The sequence below is a fragment of the Amycolatopsis sp. NPDC049688 genome, assembly GCF_040674975.1.
Classification (GTDB): domain Bacteria; phylum Actinomycetota; class Actinomycetes; order Mycobacteriales; family Pseudonocardiaceae; genus Amycolatopsis.
Map to the genome: position 1 here is coordinate 403,538 of NZ_JBFANY010000002.1, position 17,882 is coordinate 421,419.

Annotated in this window: 18 protein-coding genes; 14 read left to right on the plus strand and 4 right to left on the minus strand. The window is 71.8% G+C overall.

The window, feature by feature from the left end:
• The first annotated feature begins 33 nt into the window (after positions 1-33).
• The 9 genes from rpsF to dnaB all read left to right on the plus strand — a co-directional run bounded on the left by rpsF (position 34) and on the right by dnaB (position 6,890).
• The gene (gene rpsF / locus AB0J55_RS07860; protein WP_200876551.1) at positions 34-360 is read left to right on the plus strand and encodes a 30S ribosomal protein S6; all 327 of its coding nucleotides are present in this window, start codon (positions 34-36) and stop codon (positions 358-360) included.
• Positions 361-377: 17 nt separating this feature from the next.
• On the plus strand, positions 378-887 hold the full coding sequence (locus AB0J55_RS07865; RefSeq protein WP_176173897.1) for a single-stranded DNA-binding protein: 510 nt from the start codon (positions 378-380) through the stop codon (positions 885-887).
• 43 nt (positions 888-930) lie between these two features.
• Positions 931-1,179: a 30S ribosomal protein S18 gene (gene rpsR, locus AB0J55_RS07870; RefSeq protein ID WP_003098744.1), complete on the plus strand. Its 249-nt coding sequence runs from the start codon at positions 931-933 to the stop codon at positions 1,177-1,179.
• A gap of 15 nt (positions 1,180-1,194) precedes the next feature.
• Positions 1,195-1,656 carry a 50S ribosomal protein L9 gene (rplI, locus tag AB0J55_RS07875; protein WP_086838958.1) on the plus strand — a complete coding sequence of 154 codons (462 nt, stop codon included), beginning with the start codon at positions 1,195-1,197 and terminating at the stop codon, positions 1,654-1,656.
• Positions 1,657-1,785: 129 nt separating this feature from the next.
• A complete protein-coding gene (locus tag AB0J55_RS07880; protein ID WP_364244380.1) occupies positions 1,786-2,139 on the plus strand; it encodes a hypothetical protein in 354 nt (117 codons plus the stop codon).
• Complete coding sequence (locus tag AB0J55_RS07885; protein WP_364244382.1) at positions 2,136-2,738, plus strand: DUF3558 domain-containing protein; 603 nt, start codon at positions 2,136-2,138, stop codon at positions 2,736-2,738. Before AB0J55_RS07880 ends, AB0J55_RS07885 begins: the two co-directional genes overlap by 4 nt.
• 1 nt (position 2,739) lies before the next feature.
• The gene (locus AB0J55_RS07890; RefSeq protein WP_364244384.1) at positions 2,740-4,101 is read left to right on the plus strand and encodes a hypothetical protein; all 1,362 of its coding nucleotides are present in this window, start codon (positions 2,740-2,742) and stop codon (positions 4,099-4,101) included.
• An 85-nt stretch (positions 4,102-4,186) separates the two neighbouring features.
• Positions 4,187-4,975 (plus strand): ESX secretion-associated protein EspG, encoded by a 789-nt coding sequence (locus AB0J55_RS07895; protein ID WP_364244387.1) that lies wholly within the window; start codon positions 4,187-4,189, stop codon positions 4,973-4,975.
• Between the two features lie 502 nt (positions 4,976-5,477).
• Entirely contained in the window at positions 5,478-6,890 is a 1,413-nt protein-coding gene (gene dnaB, locus AB0J55_RS07900) for a replicative DNA helicase (protein WP_364245951.1), read from the plus strand.
• Here the strand turns inward: dnaB and AB0J55_RS07905 are convergent.
• Positions 6,887-7,339 (minus strand): MarR family winged helix-turn-helix transcriptional regulator, encoded by a 453-nt coding sequence (locus tag AB0J55_RS07905; RefSeq protein WP_364244390.1) that lies wholly within the window; start codon positions 7,337-7,339, stop codon positions 6,887-6,889. The genes dnaB and AB0J55_RS07905 overlap by 4 nt on opposite strands.
• 66 nt (positions 7,340-7,405) lie before the next feature.
• On the opposite strand from AB0J55_RS07905, the gene AB0J55_RS07910 reads away from it, so the two are divergent.
• Together AB0J55_RS07910 and AB0J55_RS07915 are read left to right on the plus strand one after the other, a co-directional pair.
• On the plus strand, positions 7,406-7,798 hold the full coding sequence (locus AB0J55_RS07910; RefSeq protein ID WP_364244393.1) for a MarR family transcriptional regulator: 393 nt from the start codon (positions 7,406-7,408) through the stop codon (positions 7,796-7,798).
• 67 nt (positions 7,799-7,865) lie between these two features.
• On the plus strand, positions 7,866-8,636 hold the full coding sequence (locus tag AB0J55_RS07915) for a class III extradiol ring-cleavage dioxygenase (RefSeq protein ID WP_364244396.1): 771 nt from the start codon (positions 7,866-7,868) through the stop codon (positions 8,634-8,636).
• A gap of 225 nt (positions 8,637-8,861) precedes the next feature.
• On the opposite strand, the gene AB0J55_RS07920 is transcribed toward AB0J55_RS07915, so the two are convergent.
• Both AB0J55_RS07920 and AB0J55_RS07925 read right to left on the minus strand, forming a co-directional pair.
• Entirely contained in the window at positions 8,862-12,353 is a 3,492-nt protein-coding gene (locus AB0J55_RS07920) for a PE-PGRS family protein (RefSeq protein ID WP_364244399.1), read from the minus strand.
• A gap of 206 nt (positions 12,354-12,559) precedes the next feature.
• A complete protein-coding gene (locus tag AB0J55_RS07925; RefSeq protein WP_364244402.1) occupies positions 12,560-13,528 on the minus strand; it encodes a hypothetical protein in 969 nt (322 codons plus the stop codon).
• A gap of 231 nt (positions 13,529-13,759) precedes the next feature.
• Between AB0J55_RS07925 and AB0J55_RS07930 the strand changes: the two genes are divergently transcribed.
• From AB0J55_RS07930 to AB0J55_RS07940, 3 genes are read left to right on the plus strand one after another with little or no spacing between them, the layout of a single operon-like run.
• Positions 13,760-15,001: an AI-2E family transporter gene (locus AB0J55_RS07930; protein WP_364244404.1), complete on the plus strand. Its 1,242-nt coding sequence runs from the start codon at positions 13,760-13,762 to the stop codon at positions 14,999-15,001.
• Positions 15,002-15,033: 32 nt separating this feature from the next.
• The gene (locus AB0J55_RS07935) at positions 15,034-16,134 is read left to right on the plus strand and encodes a DUF5931 domain-containing protein (RefSeq protein ID WP_364244407.1); all 1,101 of its coding nucleotides are present in this window, start codon (positions 15,034-15,036) and stop codon (positions 16,132-16,134) included.
• Entirely contained in the window at positions 16,131-16,790 is a 660-nt protein-coding gene (locus AB0J55_RS07940; protein WP_364244410.1) for a response regulator transcription factor, read from the plus strand. Before AB0J55_RS07935 ends, AB0J55_RS07940 begins: the two co-directional genes overlap by 4 nt.
• Here the strand turns inward: AB0J55_RS07940 and AB0J55_RS07945 are convergent, their stop codons facing one another.
• Positions 16,791-17,867: a hypothetical protein gene (locus AB0J55_RS07945; protein ID WP_364244412.1), complete on the minus strand. Its 1,077-nt coding sequence runs from the start codon at positions 17,865-17,867 to the stop codon at positions 16,791-16,793. It abuts the gene before it with no gap.
• Positions 17,868-17,882 lie beyond the last annotated feature (15 nt).

Here is a 17,882-nt window from a genome sequence, read left to right on the forward strand (position 1 = left end):
CCGTGGCCGCGAGCCCATAGGAGGTGAGTGGTTGTGTCACGCCATTACGAGGTAATGGTCATCCTGGACCCCACGCTCGACGAGCGCACGGTCGCCCCCACGCTGGACAACTTCCTCAACGTGATCCGCACTTCGGGCGGTTCCGTGGAGAAGGTCGACGTCTGGGGCCGCCGCCGCCTTTCGTACGAGATCAAGAAGCACGCCGAGGGCATCTACGCGCTGCTCGACCTGAACTCCTCGGCCGACGCGGTCAAGGAGCTCGACCGGCAGCTGTCGCTGCAGGAGACCGTGCTCCGCACCAAGGTCATGCGCCGCGAGGTCAAGCGCGCCGCGGCCAAGCCCGCTGCCGCCAAGGCCTGAGCCCGAGGGGAACCCCGATGGCTGGAGACACCGTCATCACGGTGGTCGGCAACCTGACGTCCGACCCGGAACTGCGCTTCACCCCGTCCGGTGCGGCGGTCGCGAACTTCACCGTCGCGTCCACCCCGCGCACCCTCGACCGGCAGTCCGGCGAGTGGAAGGACGGCGAGGCGCTGTTCCTGCGCTGCAACATCTGGCGCCAGGCGGCGGAGAACGTCGCCGAGTCCCTGACCCGCGGCGCCCGCGTCGTCGTGCAGGGCCGCCTGAAGCAGCGGTCGTTCGAGACCAAGGAAGGCGAGAAGCGGACCGTCGTCGAGCTCGAGGTCGACGAGATCGGCCCCTCGCTGCGCTACGCCACGGCCAAGGTCAACAAGGTCAGCCGCGGTGGCGGCGGTGACTTCGGCGGCGGCGGTGGCGGCGGTGGGAACCGCGGCGGCGGTGGCGGAATGCCGGCCGACGACCCGTGGGGTTCCGCGCCCGCCGCGAGCAGCGGTGGCGGCGGCTTCTCGGACGAGCCCCCCTTCTGATCTCGTACACATCCACAAAGATTTGAATTACCAGGAGTAGACAGTGGCCAAGCCACCCATCCGCAAGCCCAAGAAGAAGGTCTGCGTGTTCTGCAAGGCCGAGAAGAAGGGCCGCCCGGAACTGATCGACTACAAGGACACCAACCTGCTGCGGAAGTACATCTCCGACCGCGGCAAGATCCGTGCCCGTCGCGTCACCGGCAACTGCAGCCAGCACCAGCGTGACATCGCCATCGCGGTCAAGAACTCCCGCGAGATGGCGCTGCTGCCCTACACCTCGACCGCGCGCTAAGGGAGGGCACCGAAAATGGCGAAGATCATCCTCACCACGGACGTGGCCAACCTGGGCGGCCCCGGCGACATCGTCGAGGTCAAGGACGGCTACGCGCGCAACTACCTGCTCCCGCGGGGCTACGCGATCGCGGCCTCCAAGGGCGCGGAGAAGAACGTGCGCACCATCCAGCGCGCGCAGGAGAGCCGTCGCATCCGCGACCTCGACCACGCCAAGGAAATCAAGGCGACGCTGGAGGGCCTCGGCGCCATCCAGCTCACCGGCAAGGCGGCCGAGGGCTCGAAGAAGCTCTTCGGTTCGATCACCGCCGGCGAGATCGTCGACGCGATCAAGGCGGCCGGTGGCCCGCTGCTCGACAAGCGCGTCATCGAGCTGCGCGACCACATCAAGACCGTGGGCAAGCACTCGGTCGGCGCCCGGCTGCACCCGGACGTCAAGGTCGACGTGCGGCTCGAGGTCAAGGCTGTCGCGCAGTAAGACAGTTAACGTCGTGAGAAGGCGGGTCACCCCTGGTGGGTGGCCCGCCTTCACGCTTTCCGGGGAACCCCGGACACGACGGCGGCGTCGGAGGAGAATGGGCGCCGGATGCGAAGGGGATGGAGCGGGATGGGTAACGAGGTCAACATGTCCGCGCCGGCCGGTGGGGGCGGCGGGTTCACCTTCGACGCCGACAAGATCGACGGCGTCATCAAGAAGTGGCAGGACCTGCAGGCCGACCTGAAGCGCGACTACGACGACGCCAACCTGATGGCGAACGTCAAGGCGCCCGGCAAGGAGTTCGCCAGCAGCGACTGGGAGAAGCTGGCCAACCCGTCCGGCAAGGCGTTCCTCGAGCAGAACCGGAAGATGCAGGAGTACGTCAAGAACTACATCGACGCGCTCACCGCCGCCAAGCAGAAGATCACCACCAAGGAGTCGGACACCCAGGCCGACCTGGCGAAGGGGAACCGGGCCACGTGAACCGACGACTGATCGCCGTCCCCGCGCTGGCCTTCGCCGTGCTCGCCCTCGCCGGCTGCGCCGGCAAGACCAGGGGCACGGCCAACCCGGCACCGTCGACGGCCGAATCGGGCAGCGAGACCAGCCGCTCCACCGCCGACACCGCGCCGCACGTGCCGAGGCCGCTGAACACCGCGTCGATCACCTCGGACGCCTGCGCCACGATCGACGCATCCGCGCGTTCCTCACTGGGCCTCGGCGAGGGGCGGCCGCGCTCCACCGGCAACGGCCCGAGCTGCACGTTCCAGGAGTCCGCCGACCCGGGCAACCAGATCGACGTCACGACGGTGACGGCGAACAAGAACGGGCTGCAGGACGTCTACGACACCAAGGCGAACGACGCCTACTGGGGCGAGTCCCAGGCCTATGGGGGCTACCCGTCCGTCTTCGCCGCGGCGGTGGACGACCGCAAGAACGGCAAGTGCGGCCTGTTCGTCGGGGTGACCGACCAGCTGGCGGTGAACGTCCTGGTCCAGTACGACAACGGCGCCGGCGCGTCGGACCCGTGCTCGGTGGCGCAGAAGTTCGGCGACGCGATGATCCACACCTTGGGAGGCTGAGATGCTGGAACTGGTGCTCCTGGGCGGCTTCGCCGCGTACAACATGGCCACCACGCATTCGGACGACCACACGTCGGTGCAGGGCGACCGCAAGATCGACTGCTACGACATCTGGGAGAAGATCACCACCGGTCCCGGCCCGGGCTCGATCGAAAACGGGCAGGCGGCCGCCAGCCGGCTGAAGGGCGCCTACTCCGAACGTCTCGGCACCATCGACGACCTGGCGAAGGAGATGGACGCGGCCTGGACGGGCGGCGGCGCCGAGGCGGCGCAGCAGGCCGGCGCCCACCCCCTGCGGGTGTGGATGGAGGACTCCGGCACCAAGCTCACCGATTCCGACAAGTACCTCGGCGAGCAGCACAACGCGTTCACCACGGTGCACGCGCAGGTGCAGCAGGTGCCGAAGGACCCGCCGAAGAACAACCTGCTCAACGCGATCACGCCGTGGACGACCGACACCGACCGGGCGATCCGCGACTACAACGCCAAGGGCCAGGCCAACGTCGACGCCTTCAACACCTACTACAAGGCGAGCAACGACAACGGCCAGAAGATGCCGACGTACTCCGCGCTGCAGGGACAGCAGGAGAACGTCAACGTCGACGGCGGCAAGAACGGCAAGAAGAAGCCGGGCGACGACGGCAGCACCGGCAACGGGAACCCGAACGGCACCGGTTCGGTCCCCGGCGGCGTGAACATGCCGGGGCCGGGCGGGGTGCCGTCCTTCCCCGGCGGGCCGAACACGCCCGGCGGCGGCTTCGACCCGTCGAAGGTGCCGGGGTTCGACCCGGGCAAGCCGCCGAACTTCGACCCCTCGAAGGTGCCGGGCGGGAACTTCGACCCGTCGAAGCTCCCGGGTGGCGGCAACTATGCCCCGCCGAACTTCACCGACGGCACCCACTCGTCGGGCTTTACCCCGCCGAAGATCCCCGGGGCCGGCGGCTTCGGGCCCAGCGGCTCGGGTGGCGCGGGTGGCGCGGGTGGCGCGGGCGACTTCTCGATCCCCGGCGGCGGTTTCGGGCCCGGCGGGTCGGGCGGCATCGGCGACCCGTCGGCGGGCTTCGGCCCGGGCGGCGCGGGCTTCGGGCCCGGCGGCTCGACCGGCGCGGCCATGCCCGGCGGCGCGGGCGCGGGCCGCGGCGGCCTGGGTGCCGGCGCGGGTGGTGCGGCCGGCGCGGGCACGGCCGGGGCGGGCCGCGCCGGGGCCTCCGGGATGGGCGGCATGGGCGGTATGCACCCCGGCGGCGCCAAGGGCCAGGGCGGCGGCGACGAGGAACGCACGTCGAAGTACCTGCTCGGCGACGACCCGAACGACATCTTCGGGACCGACGAGCTGACCGCACCGCCGGTCATCGGCGAGTAGCGGACGCGGGACGGCCGGGTGCGTGCCAAGATGGGCGCGCCCGGCTCTGGCGGGGTTCACCAACGATCCACTGGGGGAAAGCGCGGTGCTGGACAGGCAGGTCACCATCACGACCGGCACCCTGATCAACCTGATCCGGCGCCGGGGCGGCGAGCCGCACCCGGTGCTGTCGGAAAAGCCGGCCTGGTACAGCGACGAGGCCCAGCGCGCCGAGGACGAGCGGACCAACGCCGAGCTCGCGAAGGCCGGGCTGTTCGGCCCGCGCGGCATGCACCCGGGGTTCGTCGCGACGGTCGAGGCGATCGCCCGGCCGCAGCTGGAGTACTACGGCTGGATCGACGGCGGCTTCCAGGGCAAGCCCGTGAGCTACCGGTTGTTCGCCGGCTCGGCGGGTGGCGAGGCGTTCGTGCTGGCCAAGCACGAGGAGCTGGACGTCGTCGTGCTCGAGTCGACGAAGCCGCACGAGCTGCTCGACGACTTCCTGGGCCAGATCCCCAAGCTGGCGCCCGGCCGCGGGACACCGCTCGCGGTGCCGAAGAGCCAGATCGAGGGCACCGCCCGGAGTGACGAAGGCGGGTTCGCGGTGCTCCGCAACGACCGCCCGGCCGAGGGTTCGCAGGAAGCCGACGAGCTCCGCCGGATCCTCGCGTTACGCCGGATGGGGAGTGGCAGCCTGTACGTCGCGGCCCGCACCCGCACCGGGGCGCGGCACCGGATCGAACGCCCGGTGAACTACATCGATACCTCGGAAGGCCGGTGGCTGACCGAGGAGATTCCGGGACGTGGCGAGAACCGGATCGCCTTCACCCCGGCCGACCAGCGCGTTCTCGCCGAACGGTTACGCAGCGCACAGGGCCGGCTCACCGCGGCCTGATGCGCGGGTCGTTCAGCCCTCCGGGTCAGCCCTCCACTCTCCGTGATATCCATCCACAGGCCGCGCCGGTCAATGGGCTCGACCTGGTCCACGACACGCCGAAGAACGGACTTCACGCGACACGCCGGACGAGTTTTCCGCGAGTTCTCCACACCATGTCCACAGCCGCTGACCTGCGCATTCACCAAAGCCGATCACGCTTGTCCCCAACTTGTCCACAGCTCTAGCGGCACCTGTGACTGGTTACCCCCATTCATCCCCAGGTTGTCCACAGAAGGGTCCCCACCCCAAATTGCCATCGGCCTTCCGGGGGATCTAGCGTGCCCGGTCGGGCCTGTACTCACGGTGGCGCTCCGCGTGTCTGCGCCGGCCGGACAAGGTTGTCGCCGATCATCGGGGGCGGGTCCGGGGGACGAAAGCACGGGCACCGGCCACGTGCTTCGAGAGCGAAGATCCGGCATACTCGAACGAGTGTTCGACAGATGAGGAGGTGTCCGGGGCGGTGGCGCTGACCGACGACCGCAGTCCGATGTATGCGGAGAACGACCCGGGTCCGAGCGACCCCGGTCCCGGTGGCGGTGGGGGCTTCGACCGCCAGCCGCCGCAGGACATCGCGGCCGAGCAGTCCGTGCTCGGCGGCATGCTGCTGTCCAAGGACGCGGTCGCCGACGTCATCGAGGCGCTCGGCCCCGACGACTTCTACCGGCCCGCGCACCAGGCGATCTACGACTGCATCCTCGACCTCTACGGCCGCGGCGAGCCGGCCGACCCGATCACGGTGTCGGCGGAGCTGGAGCGGCGCGGCGAACTGGGCCGCGTCGGCGGCGCGCCCTACCTGCACACGCTGATCGCGACGGTGCCGACGGCGGCGAACGCGGGCTACTACGCGGAGATCGTCTCGGAGAAGGCGGTGCTGCGCCGGCTGGTCGAGGCCGGTACCCGGATCGTGCAGTACGGCTACGGCGCGGCCGCGGCCGACGGCGCGAACATCGACGAGGTGGTCGACCGCGCGCAGGCCGCGATCTACGACGTCACCGAGCGCCGGACCAGCGAGGACTACGTCGCGCTGGAAGAGCTGCTGCAGCCGACGATGGACGAGATCGACGCGATCGCCTCCCGCGGCGGCCAGTCCCAGGGCATCCCGACCGGCTTCACCGACTTCGACGAGCTGACCAACGGCCTGCACCCGGGCCAGATGATCATCGTCGCGGCCCGGCCCGGTGTCGGCAAGTCGACCCTGGGCCTGGACTTCGCCCGGTCGGCGTCGATCCGGCACGGCCTGACCAGCGTCATCTTCTCCCTGGAAATGAGCCGGACCGAGATCGTCATGCGCATGCTCTCGGCCGAGGCGAAGATCCGCCTCGCCGACATGCGCGGCGGCAAGATGTCCGACGACGACTGGACGCGGCTGGCCCGCCGGATGAGCGAGGTGTCCGAGGCACCGCTGTTCGTCGACGACTCGCCGAACATGACGATGATGGAAATTCGCGCGAAGGCCCGGCGGCTCAAGCAGCGCAACGACCTCAAGCTCGTCGTCCTCGACTACCTCCAGCTGATGACGTCCGGCAAGCGCGTCGAGTCGCGGCAGCAGGAGGTCTCGGAGTTCTCGCGGCAGATGAAGCTGCTGGCGAAGGAGATCGAGGTCCCGGTGATCGCGATCAGCCAGCTGAACCGTGGTCCGGAACAACGCACGGACAAGCGCCCGATGCTGTCCGACCTGCGTGAGTCCGGCTCACTGGAGCAGGACGCCGACCTCGTCATCCTGGTCAACCGCCCGGACGCCTGGGAGCGCGACGACCCGCGCGCGGGCGAAGCGGACCTGATCATCGCGAAGCACCGCGCCGGGCCGACGGCGACGATCACCGTCGCGCACCAGCTGCACTACAGCCGGTTCGTCGACCTCTCGCACGACTAACCGAGGGCGCTGTACCCGCGGACGAACGCGGTGAGGAGCCGGCCGAACGTTTCGCGGTCCTCGTCCGGCCAGTCCGCCATCACCTCCGCGAACACCCCGCGGCGGAAGGCGTGCATCTCGTCGAGGTGCGCCTGGCCGGCTTCGGTCGGCACGAGCACCGCACGCCGTCCGTCGCGCTGGTCGGCTTCGCGGCGGAGGAGTCCCTGCTCGACCGCGCGCGCCACGAGCCGGCTGGCGCGCGGCTGGTCGACGCCCATCGCCGCGCTCAACGCGGTCACCGTGCCGGCCTCGCCGCGTTCGGTGAGCTCCTCGACGACGTCGAGCAGCTCGAACACCGGGTCGGGCGCGCCGCGGCCTCTCGCCTTGGCGATCCGGCTGAGGGCTCGCCGCTGCTGGCTGCGGCGGATCGCGATCATGGCGCGCTCGACGTCGGCCACCGCGTCCGTCATGGTTGCTCCACCTCCGAACTACATGTACTTTTACATGTAGTTGTTCATCGACATCCAGGAGTACTCATGAAACCCCTCGGCTGGTGGCTCCGCCACCTCCACGAGCTCCTCGAATCCTCCATGGCCCACGCACTCGAGGCGGAATCACTGACCCGCCGGCACTGGCAGGTACTCAACACGATCGCCCTCGGCGCCCGCACGCCGGAGCAGGTCGACGCGGCGATGGCGCCGTTCGTCGCCGGCGAAGGCTCGATGGCGCCGAAGCTGGCCGACCTGCGTGCCCGTGGCTGGGTCGCCGAAGACGGCGCCTTGACCACCGACGGCCGCGAAGCGCACGCCCGCGTCGAAGGCCGCGTCAAGGCGTTCCGCGCGAAGAGCATCGAGGGCATCAGCGACGACGACTACCGCACCACGATCCGCACGCTGGAGCGCTGCGCGGCGAACCTCGAAGCCGCCTGAGGAATATCCCGGCACCCGCGGGCGTCAGGTACACTAGTAGTTGAATTTTCAATCACTGGAGCGACCGATGACCCGCACCCCGGTTCTCTACCTCAGCCACGGCGCCCCGCCGCTCGCCGACGACGCCACCTGGACCCGCCAGCTCGCCGGCTGGTCCGCGGACCTCCCGGAGCCCCGCGCGATCCTGGTCGTGTCGGCGCACTGGGAGGAGGCACCGCTGACCCTCGGAGCGACGACGACGGTGCCGCTGGTCTACGACTTCTGGGGCTTCCCCGAGCGCTACTACCAGGTGAAGTACACGGCTCCCGGCGCACCGGAGCTGGCGGCGAAGGTCCGCAAGCTGCTTCGCTCGACCGAGACGCCGGTCCACGACGCGCCCGAGCGCGGCCTCGACCACGGCGCCTACGTGCCGCTCGTCGAGATGTACCCGGACGCCGACATCCCGGTGCTGCAGGTCTCGATGCCCTCGCTCGACCCGCGGGAGCTGTTCGACCTCGGCCGCAAGCTCGCGCCGCTGCGCGACGAAGGCGTGCTGATCATCGGCAGCGGGTTCTTCACCCACAACCTGAGCGGCATGGCCCGCGCCACCGACGGGACACCGCCGGCGTGGTCGGCCGAGTTCGACCACTGGGGTGCCGAGGCCCTGGGCAGCGGCGACGTCGACACGCTGCTCGACTTCCGGCACAAGGCGCCCGCGGCCACGCTCGCGCACCCGCGGATCGAACACTTCGCGCCGCTGTTCGTCTCCCTCGGCGCCGCCTCGGACGAGGGCTCCGGCCGGACGGTGATCGACGGCTTCTGGCACGGCCTGGCGAAGCGCTCCCTGCAGTTCTCCTGAACCTTCCCGCGAACGCGAACGAGCCCCAGGAGCCGGTTCGGCTCCTGGGGCTCGTCGTCTCCAGGGAAGGAGAGCTATCCGGTGTTCGCGGGAGACCCGCATCCGCGGTCGCGTCGCCGAAGCGCTCCGTGCGAGGTCGCCCTCGCGGCGCGGTGGAGCGCCGGCCGCCGTGATCGCGGGGTTCGTGGGCCGGCGGGTTCCGGGGAACCCGCCGGCGTCACCGCACTACTTGCGCTTCACCAGACCCAGCAGCTTCGCGAGGAAGCCGGTGGAGTCCAGGCCCGACATCGCCGGGACCTGCGGGGTGCTGTCCAGCGCCGGCACCTTGACGTTCGACGGCAGCTGGGTCGGGACGGCCGGAGCGACCGGCAGGGCCGAGGTGGCCGGCAGCGCCGGGACGGCGGGCAGGTCCGCACGCTGGGTGTGGCCCGGCAGGACGCCGCCCAGCGCGGGCAGCGCCGGGAGGCCGGCGGCCGGCAGGCCCGGCGTCGGCAGGGCCGCACGCTGGGTGTGCGCCGGCAGGAGCCCGCCCACGAGGGGCAGGCCCTGGGTCGGCAGCAGGCCACCGACGGCCGGCAGGCCCTGGGTCGGCAGGCCCTGGGTCGGCAGCAGCCCACCGACCGCCGGCAGGCCCTGGGTCGGCAGCAGCCCACCGACGGCCGGCAGGCCGTGGGTCGGCAGCAGCCCACCGACGGCGGGCAGCACCGGAAGGGTCACACGCTGGGTGTGGCCCTGGGCAGGCACGGCCGGCAGGGCGGGCGCGGCGGGCAGGGCGGGCGCGGTGGGCAGGCCCGCCTTCGGCAGAGCCGGCACACCGACGGCCGGCAGCTGCACCGACTTCGTGGCCCCGGCCAGCGCGTTGGCCGTCGACGGCAGGTCGGCGCGCTGGTTCATCGGAACGGTGACCGGGGGAAGCCCGCTGGCGGACACCCCGGCGACCGGCACCTTGTGGGCCACCGGCCGCGAGCTGGCCAGCTCCTTCACCGACGGCAGCCCGGCGACCGGCCGCGCGTGGGTCAGTTCGTCGAGCGAAGGCAGCCCGCCGAGCAGCTCGGTGATCGGCAGGACGCCGGTCAGCCCCTTCACCGACGGCAGGTCGCGGTGGGCGAGGCTGCTGCGGACCGCGGCCAGCGACGGCAGCGCGTCGGCCGCCAGCTCCGAGCCCTCTTCCGGGAACGCGATGGCGTGCATGGCCTCGTCGTCGACGCTCGTCGCGTTGGTGGCGTACGCGGTGGCGTTCCCGATCAGCTCGAGGGGCACCCCGTAGATCTGCACCGGCAGCGCGAACGCGTCATAGGAGTTCAGGCCCGACAGCGCGGAACCGTCGCCCTTGGTGACGGAGTTGCCCCCGTTCTCCGTGGTCAGCGTGTTCTCGCCGACGGCGTGCGCGACACCGCCCACGGTCGCCGAGTCGCCGAACAGCTGCGCGATCGCGGTCACCGGCAGGTCGAGGATGTTGCCGGAGATCGCGCCCTCGACACCGGAGGTGGTGTCGTTGCCCGAGTTCGTCACGTCGGTCATGTTGACGCCGGCGCCCTTGGCGACGCCCAGCACGCTGGCGGCGTCACCGAAGACCTGCGCCACCGGCAGCGCGTCGACACCGACGATGTTGCCGGCCCCGCTGCCGCCGTCCCCACTGGTGGTGGCGTTGCCGCCCGCGATCGACGAGACGTCGTTGGTGCCTGCGCCGGTGCCGAGCGCGCCGCCGGCGAGCCCGTCGCCGAAGACCGAGCCGGCGCCCGCGATCGGGGCCTTCACGATGTTGCCGGTCAGCGCACCGAAGCGGCCGTCGGTGGTGGCGTTGCCGCCCGCCGTCGCGTCGGTGATGTTGTCGTTCTCACCGGTGCCGATGCCGCCGAGGGCGCCGCCGACGCCCATCGCCTGCAGCGGCAGCGCGACCGGGGCCTCGATGATGTTGCCCGCGCCGGCCCCGCCGGGACCGTGGGCCTTGACCGGGCCGCCCGCGTTGGACGTCGTGTCGGTCGAGCCCTTGCCGTGGCCCTGGCCGATGAGGGCGCCACCGATGTTGGCGGCCTGCACCGGGATCGACGCCGGGACGGTGCCCAGGTTGGAGCTCAGGAAGCCGCCGTCGTCCACGGTGCTGCCACCGCCGCCGCCGGAGACGACCTTGGTCTCGTCGGCCGCGCCGGAGCCCTGGCCGATGAACGAGCCGCCGATGCCGAAGACCTCGAGGGGGAGGCCGGCCGGCACCTGGACGAGGTTGCCCGAGCCGGTCGAGTCGCTGCCCTGCGTGCCGTCGTACGCCCCGGCGGTGACCGTCTTGTCCTCGGTCGCCTTGCCGGTCGCGTTGCCGATGTGGCTGCCGCCGATGCCGAAGACCTCGGGCGCGCCCGCGGCCTGGGTGTTGACGATGTTGCCACCGAGGAAGGCGCCGTTGCCCTTGGTGTAGCTGCCGTTGCCGGCGTTGGCGTCGGTCGTGTTGTCGTGCGCGGCGTTCGCCTGGCCGATGTAGGTGCCGCCGATGCCGAAGGCTTCGACCGGCAGCCCGACCGACGGGTTCAGGACGTTGCCCGACCCGCTCGAGTCGTCACCGGCGGTCTTGACGAAGCCACCCGAGTCGGCCGTGCTGGAGGACGTGCTGGGCCCGGGGATGCCCGTCGACGCGTTGCCGATCCACGAGCCCGCGACACCGGCGACGTTCGCGATCGGGGACAGCGCGGCCGCCCCGCCGTTGCCGGAGAGGAACGAGTCGTTGCCGCTGGTCTCGAGGTAGGTCGGGATGCCCATGCGGCTCTTGCGGGTGCTGCCGGCCGTGGCGTCGGCCGAAGTGTTGCAGCTGTCGGAGTTCGCCAGCGCACCCCACGCCGCACCGGCGTTGCAGTTGAACTTCACCGGCAGGGCGATCGGCGCGCCGACCACGTTGCCCGAGCCGGAGGCGTTGTCACCGGAGCTCAGCAGCGTGCCGCCGGAGGACGCGACGGTGTCGGCCGAGTAGCCGTGGCTCTGCCCGTTGCCGAGCAGGTAGGAAGCGGCGTTGCCGGTCACCTGCACCGGGGTGGCGAAGTGGCCCGCCAGCACGTTGCCGGAGAGGGACGAGCCGTCGCCGTTGGTGGAGACGTCGCCGGTCTCGGTGGTGCTCTGGCTGGCCGACCCACCGGTCACGCGGCCGGTGCCGCCGGCGAGCCCGCCGCCGTTCCCGGCGATCTGGACGGGCATCGCCCAGTCGAGGGCCACGGCGTTGCCCGCGACGCTCGAGTCGCGGCCGGTCGTCTTGAGGTCGCGGTCGTGGCCCCACGTCTGCTGGTGGTGGGTGCCGTCGACGTGCGCGTCGCCGACCACGCCGGTCGCGTTGTCGACGATCTGGATCGGGACGACGACGTCGCCGCTGATCTTGTTGCCCTTGAGGTTGTTGTGGCTCGGGGTGAAGCCGCCCGCACCGTCTTCCTTGGACGCGCCGCCCAGGGTGGTGTCGTTGACCGGGCTCGCGTAGTCGAACTGCTTCGAGCCCTCGTTCAGCGCCTTGCTGACGGGCTTGGTGCTCAGCTCCGTCTGCCCGGAGGGCAGGTCCAGCTGGCCGAAGGGGGTGCCGACCGCGTTGTTGGCTTCCTGGATCGGAGCCGTGACGTTCAGGTCGAGCGGGGAGGCCGGGGTGTCGGGGTTGACGTTCTCGTCGGCCGAAGCGATGCCGGTACCCAGCATCAGCAACCCACCCGTGACAAGTGCGGTCTGGAGTCCGCGCTTTGCCCACGTCTGCATGGGGTTTTTCTCCTTTATTTCGGGTTCCCTTGCGGGCTTGTGGGGGTGCGCTCGTCGAATTCGGAACGGGTCCGAGCCGCACCCGGAGGGGGAAGGACTTCGTGCGGGCGCACCAAGGCGCACCGCCGTGCACGGGATCGAGGCGGACGCGACGCCGTCAGCGAAGGACGGACGTGGGAGCGTCAGCTACCCGTGGAGGGAGGTGTTCAGTCAGGAGTGACGCCGGGCTGTTCGCCCGGGGTGCGCAGCGAGTGGCGCAGGCCGGCGCGGGTCATCGCCGCGACGGCGGTGTCGACGGCTTCGGTCGTCCAGGACGGGACGCCGAAGTTGAAACCGTCGAGGTGTCCACCGGGGGCACTGGTGCCACCCGGGGCGGTGGGGACGGCCGGCGCGACCGGAAGCTGCGCCGGGGACAGCGGCGACGGCAGGTCACGGTGCTCGTCGCGGGACTGGCCCGCGGCACCGGTGACGTCGTCGTGCTGGAGGCCCGCCGGCATCGCGTCCTGCAACGCGGCGGGGAGTTCGACGGTGGCGACGCCGGGCGTGCCGGGCGCCTCGCCCGCTCCCGGGGTCATCGGCGCTTCGGCCGAGGCGCTCCCCGAGACGCCGGGCAGCGGGACCAGGGTGCCGCGGCCGGCCGGGTCGAGCAGCTGCCACACGTGGTGGCCGAAGCCGGTGGCCGGCTCGGGCGCGATGGTCTGCTCGATGACCTGGCGGGTGTCCTCCGGCTTGCGGGCGATGTGCTCGAACGCGCCGAGGGTGCGCTCCGCCGGGCTCAGCACCGCGTCGTCGGCGAGGTCCGCCACCGAGCCGCTGACGCGCTCGGAGACTTCCTGCTCGACCGCGGCGGCGTCGGTGGGGCTGCACGGGCGGTGCGGCTCGCTCCACGTCGTGGCGTCCTGGTGGCAGGCCGTCTCGGCGACCCCACCGGCGACGTCGCCCGCGAAGTGCGCGGCACCGTGGTTCACGTCGCCGAGGCTGCCCGCCGTGGCGTCGGTGGCCGGGGTGACGGACGCGGTGCCGACCTCGACGGTGTCCGCGGAGGCGGCCGCGCCGGAGACGAGCCACGCGGCGGCCGTGCCGGCCACTGCGCCCCCGAGCACCAGCAGCGCACGCGACACGAGCCGGCCGACGCGCTTGGCGCCCTGCCCCTCGTTCGTCGCGGTGTTAGCCACTGGTGGGTCTCCTGGGATCGGTGATCGCTCGGCCACATGCCGTTGCGGAGCCGACCTAACCAAACCGGCACCGCGCCGCGCACCTCCGACCGGACTTGATGCCCCCATCGTGTGAAAGACACACGGTGTAACCCGGTTTGACGATCGGTGATCATCGCTGGCCGCCGAGCGTGTCGGACGCGGCAGCGGGAAAGCGGCCGAATCGGGCGGTCCAGCCGCTACGGTGAGCCGGTGAGCCACGCGCGACGCGAAGACCCGTTCCTGCCGGAGCACGAGGACGTCACCGGGCTGATCCCCCGCGGCCTGCGCATCAGCGCGGCGCTGGCGTGGCGGTTCATCGTGGTGGTCGCCGCCCTGTACGCCGTGGTGTGGGTGATCGGCTACCTGTCGGTGGTCGTCATCCCGCTGTCCATCGCCCTGCTCGTTTCGGCGCTCCTGGCGCCGGCGGTGCAGAAGCTGGTGGCGGTGCGGTTCCCGCGGGGGCTGGCGACGGCGATCGTGCTGATCGCCGGGCTCGCCGTGCTGGGCGGCCTGCTGACGTTCGTGGTCACGCAGTTTTCCTCCGGCCTGCCGCAGCTGCAGCAGCAGGTGAACGCGAGCCTCGACCAGATCAAGAACTGGCTGCTCAACGGGCCGCCGCACCTGCGCCAGGAGCAGATCCAGGACTTCATCAACCAGGCGATCGGGTTCATCCAGAACAACCAGGCGTCGATCACGACGACCGCGCTGACCACCGCGAGCACCGTCGGCGAGATCCTCACCGGCTTCCTGCTGACGCTGTTCATCACGATCTTCTTCCTCAGCGGCGGCGAGGGCATCTGGTCGTTCCTGGTCCGCGCGGTGCCGCAGCGGGTCCGCAACCGCGTCGACGTCGCCGGGCGCCGCGGGTTCGCGTCGCTGGTCAGCTACGTGCGGGCGACGGCGGCGGTGGCGGTCGTCGACGCGGTCGGCATCGGCATCGGCCTGTGGATCATGGGCGTGCCGCTGGTGATCCCGCTGGCGACGCTGGTGTTCATCGGCGCGTTCATCCCGATCATCGGCGCGGTCATCACCGGCGGCGTCGCGGTGCTGATCGCCCTGGTGACGAACGGGTTCATCGGCGCGGTGATCGTGCTGGCCATCGTGATCGGCGTGATGCAGCTGGAGAGCCACATCCTGCAGCCGCTGCTGCTCGGGCGGGCGGTGAAGCTGCACCCGCTGGCCGTCGTGCTCGCCATCACCGCCGGCCTGGTCGCGGGCGGGATCGCCGGCGCGCTGCTGGCCGTGCCGCTGCTGGCCGTGCTGAACGCGGGGGTGCGGTCGCTGCTGCACGAAACCGATCCCGACCCGGCCGAGGTGAACGTCCTGAAGGACCAGGCGGCGCAGCCGAACGACGCCGAGCCCGGGGGACCGGAGGCCGAAATCGCGACGCTCGGCGAGGAGGGAGCCGACGCGTCACCGGCCGAGCCGCCGAAGCGCGACGGCAAGCCGTGACCGTCCGGCGGACGCCCGACCCCGTCACGCCCATGTGGCGGGGTGTGCTGGCGTTCCGCGTGCTCACCTGGGCGTTCGCCTGCGGCACGGTGATCGTGCAGAGCGGCCAGTACCGGCGCGAGTGGCTGGCGTGGGTGATCCTCGGCGTGATGGCACTGTGGTCGGTCGTCAGCAGCTTCCTCTACCTGCGCGAGCGGACGCGGCCGCCGGCCCTGGTCGTCTTCGACCTGGCGCTGACCACCGGGCTGCTGCTGACCTCGCCGTGGGTGCTCAGCGACGCGCAGTTCGCGCTGAACGTCCCGCTGATCACGACGGTGTGGGCGGCCGTGGCCCCGGTCGCCGCGGGCGCGCGCTTCGGTGCGGCCGGCGGGGTGCTCGCCGGGCTGGTCGTCGGGGTGGCGACCGCGCTGGCGCGGGAGAAGTTCGACCTCGACGTCGCCCGCGACGGCGTCCTGCTCGCCGCGGCCGGCCTGCTGGTCGGCATGGCGGCGACGATGGCCCGCCGGTCCGCGGCGCGGCTGGAGCAAGCCCTGCGCAAGGAGGCGGCGACGGCCGAGCGGGAGCGGCTGGCGCGGTCGATCCACGACAGCGTGCTGCAGGTGCTCGCCCGGGTCCGCAAGCGCGGCAACGAGGTCGGCGGCGAAGCGGCGGAGCTGGCCCGGCTGGCCGGCGAGCAGGAGATCGCGCTGCGGTCGCTGGTGACGACCGAGCCGGTGGCGTCGAACGACAGCGGCCGGACGAGCCTGCGCGCCGCGCTGCAGGTGCTGGCCACATCGTCGGTGCAGGTCTCGGCGCCGGCGGACGACGTCGAGCTGCCGGCGCACGTCACCGGCGAGCTGGTCGCCGTGACCCGCGAAGCACTGGCGAACGTCGAGAAGCACGCGGGTCCCGGCGCGCACGCGTGGGTGCTGCTGGAGGACCTCGGCGACGAGGTCGTGGTGAGCATCCGCGACGACGGACCGGGCATACCGGACGGCGTTCTCGAGCGAGCGGCCGCGGAAGGGCACCTCGGCGTGGTGGAATCCATCCGGGGGCGGGTCCGCGACCTTGGCGGGAGCGCGACCCTGGACACCGGGCCCGGCCGGGGCACGGAGTGGGAGGTCAGGGTGCCGAGCACGAGGGGTGCGAGATGAGCGACGAGCCGCGGATCTCCGTGATGGTGGTCGACGACCACCCGATCTGGCGCGACGGGGTGGCCCGCGATCTGACCGAACACGGCTTCGACGTGCGGGCGACCGCGCCGGACGCCGGCGCGGCCGTGCGGATCGCCCGTACCGTGCAGCCGGACGTCGTCCTGATGGACCTGAACCTGGGCAGCACCTCGGGGGTGGACGCCACCCGCGAGATCACCGCGGCCCTGCCGTCGACGAAGGTGCTGGTGCTGTCCGCCAGCGGCGAGCACAAGGACGTCCTGGAGGCGGTGAAGGCCGGCGCGTCCGGCTACCTGGTCAAGTCGGCGTCCGCGGCGGAGCTGGTCGACGCCGTCCACCGCACCGCCGCCGGCGACCCGGTGTTCACCGCCGGCCTGGCCGGGCTCGTGCTCGGCGAGTACCGGCGGATGGCCGACGCACCGGCCGAGGGCGCCGAGCCGCCGCGGCTGACCGAGCGCGAAACCGACGTCCTGCGGCTGGTCGCGAAGGGGCTTACCGCCCGGCAGATCGCCGAGCGGCTGGTGCTGTCGCACCGGACGGTGGAGAACCACGTGCAGTCGACGCTGCGGAAGCTGCAGCTGCACAACCGCGTCGAGCTGGCCCGGTACGCGATCGAGCACGGCCTCGACGGGGAGTAGTCACGGCAGCACGGTGAAGCCGGACCAGGTACCGCCGGGCAAGGCGGCCTGGCTCAGGCGCCACTGCGGTTCTCCCGGGTGCCAGGCGGCCAGGACGCGGTCGGCGAGCACGAGGTCGCCGGCGTCCGACCAGTCGAGGCCGCCGCCGCGTGAGAGGTGCTCGGTGACGAACGGCATCCCCGGGGCGTGGTCCCAGGTCGGCCCGCTCGGGCGCAGCAGCCAGATGTCCCGCGTCTGCGTGTTGGTGCCGCGGTAGGCGGCGTTCGCGAAGTCGACGGCCCAAATGGCTCCTTCGCGCGAGGGCACCACGGTGGGTGCGGCGCCGATCGAGGGCCGGCTCACCTTCTTGCTGCTGTTGTCCCGCAGGTCGACCAGGGTCAGGTCGGTCAGGCCGTCGAGCAGCAGCCAGTCGCCGGCGGCGCCGAGGATGCGCGGCGCCTGCCGGACCGTGCGGCCGGTCGCCGGTTCGATCAGGGCGTCGGTCGATTCGGCGGCATCGGCGTTGATGGTGATCAGCAGCCCGTGGGCGGTCTCGGTCCGCACCCGGGTGCGGCAGCTGGCGGGCTGGCCGGGCGCGGGCTCGCCCCCGGCGAGCGAGACGTGCTCGAGACGGCAGTTGTCCGGCGCGTCCTGCCGGATCAGCCACACGCCTTCGCCGCCGGCGTCCGGACCCGCCGACCAGGCGCGGCCGAGGGACCGCGGCGGGCTCGACGGCCCGGTGTACTCGAGGATTTCGGAGGGCTCGGTGTCCCGGGGGTTCGGCGGGCGGACCGTCAGGACGACGTGCTTCCCGACCCGCACGGCGTCCAGCCGGACGTCACCGCCGGGGTAGCCGGGCGGGGTGGCGGCCGGGCCGCGGTCGGCGTCGAACAGGGTGGGTCCGGCGGTCGGCAGCAGCGCGGTGACGCCGATGCCGCCGGTCGCCAGGATGCCGGAGAGCTCCGCCAGCGGCCCCGGTGGCGGCGGCGGGGGTTCGACGGCGTTGGTGCACGCGGACAGCAGGAGGAGCGCGGCGACGGCCGCGGCGGCGCGGACTACGGGTCCGTTCAGGGTTTTCCCCCGATCTCCCTGGTGCAATCCGGTTCTACCATC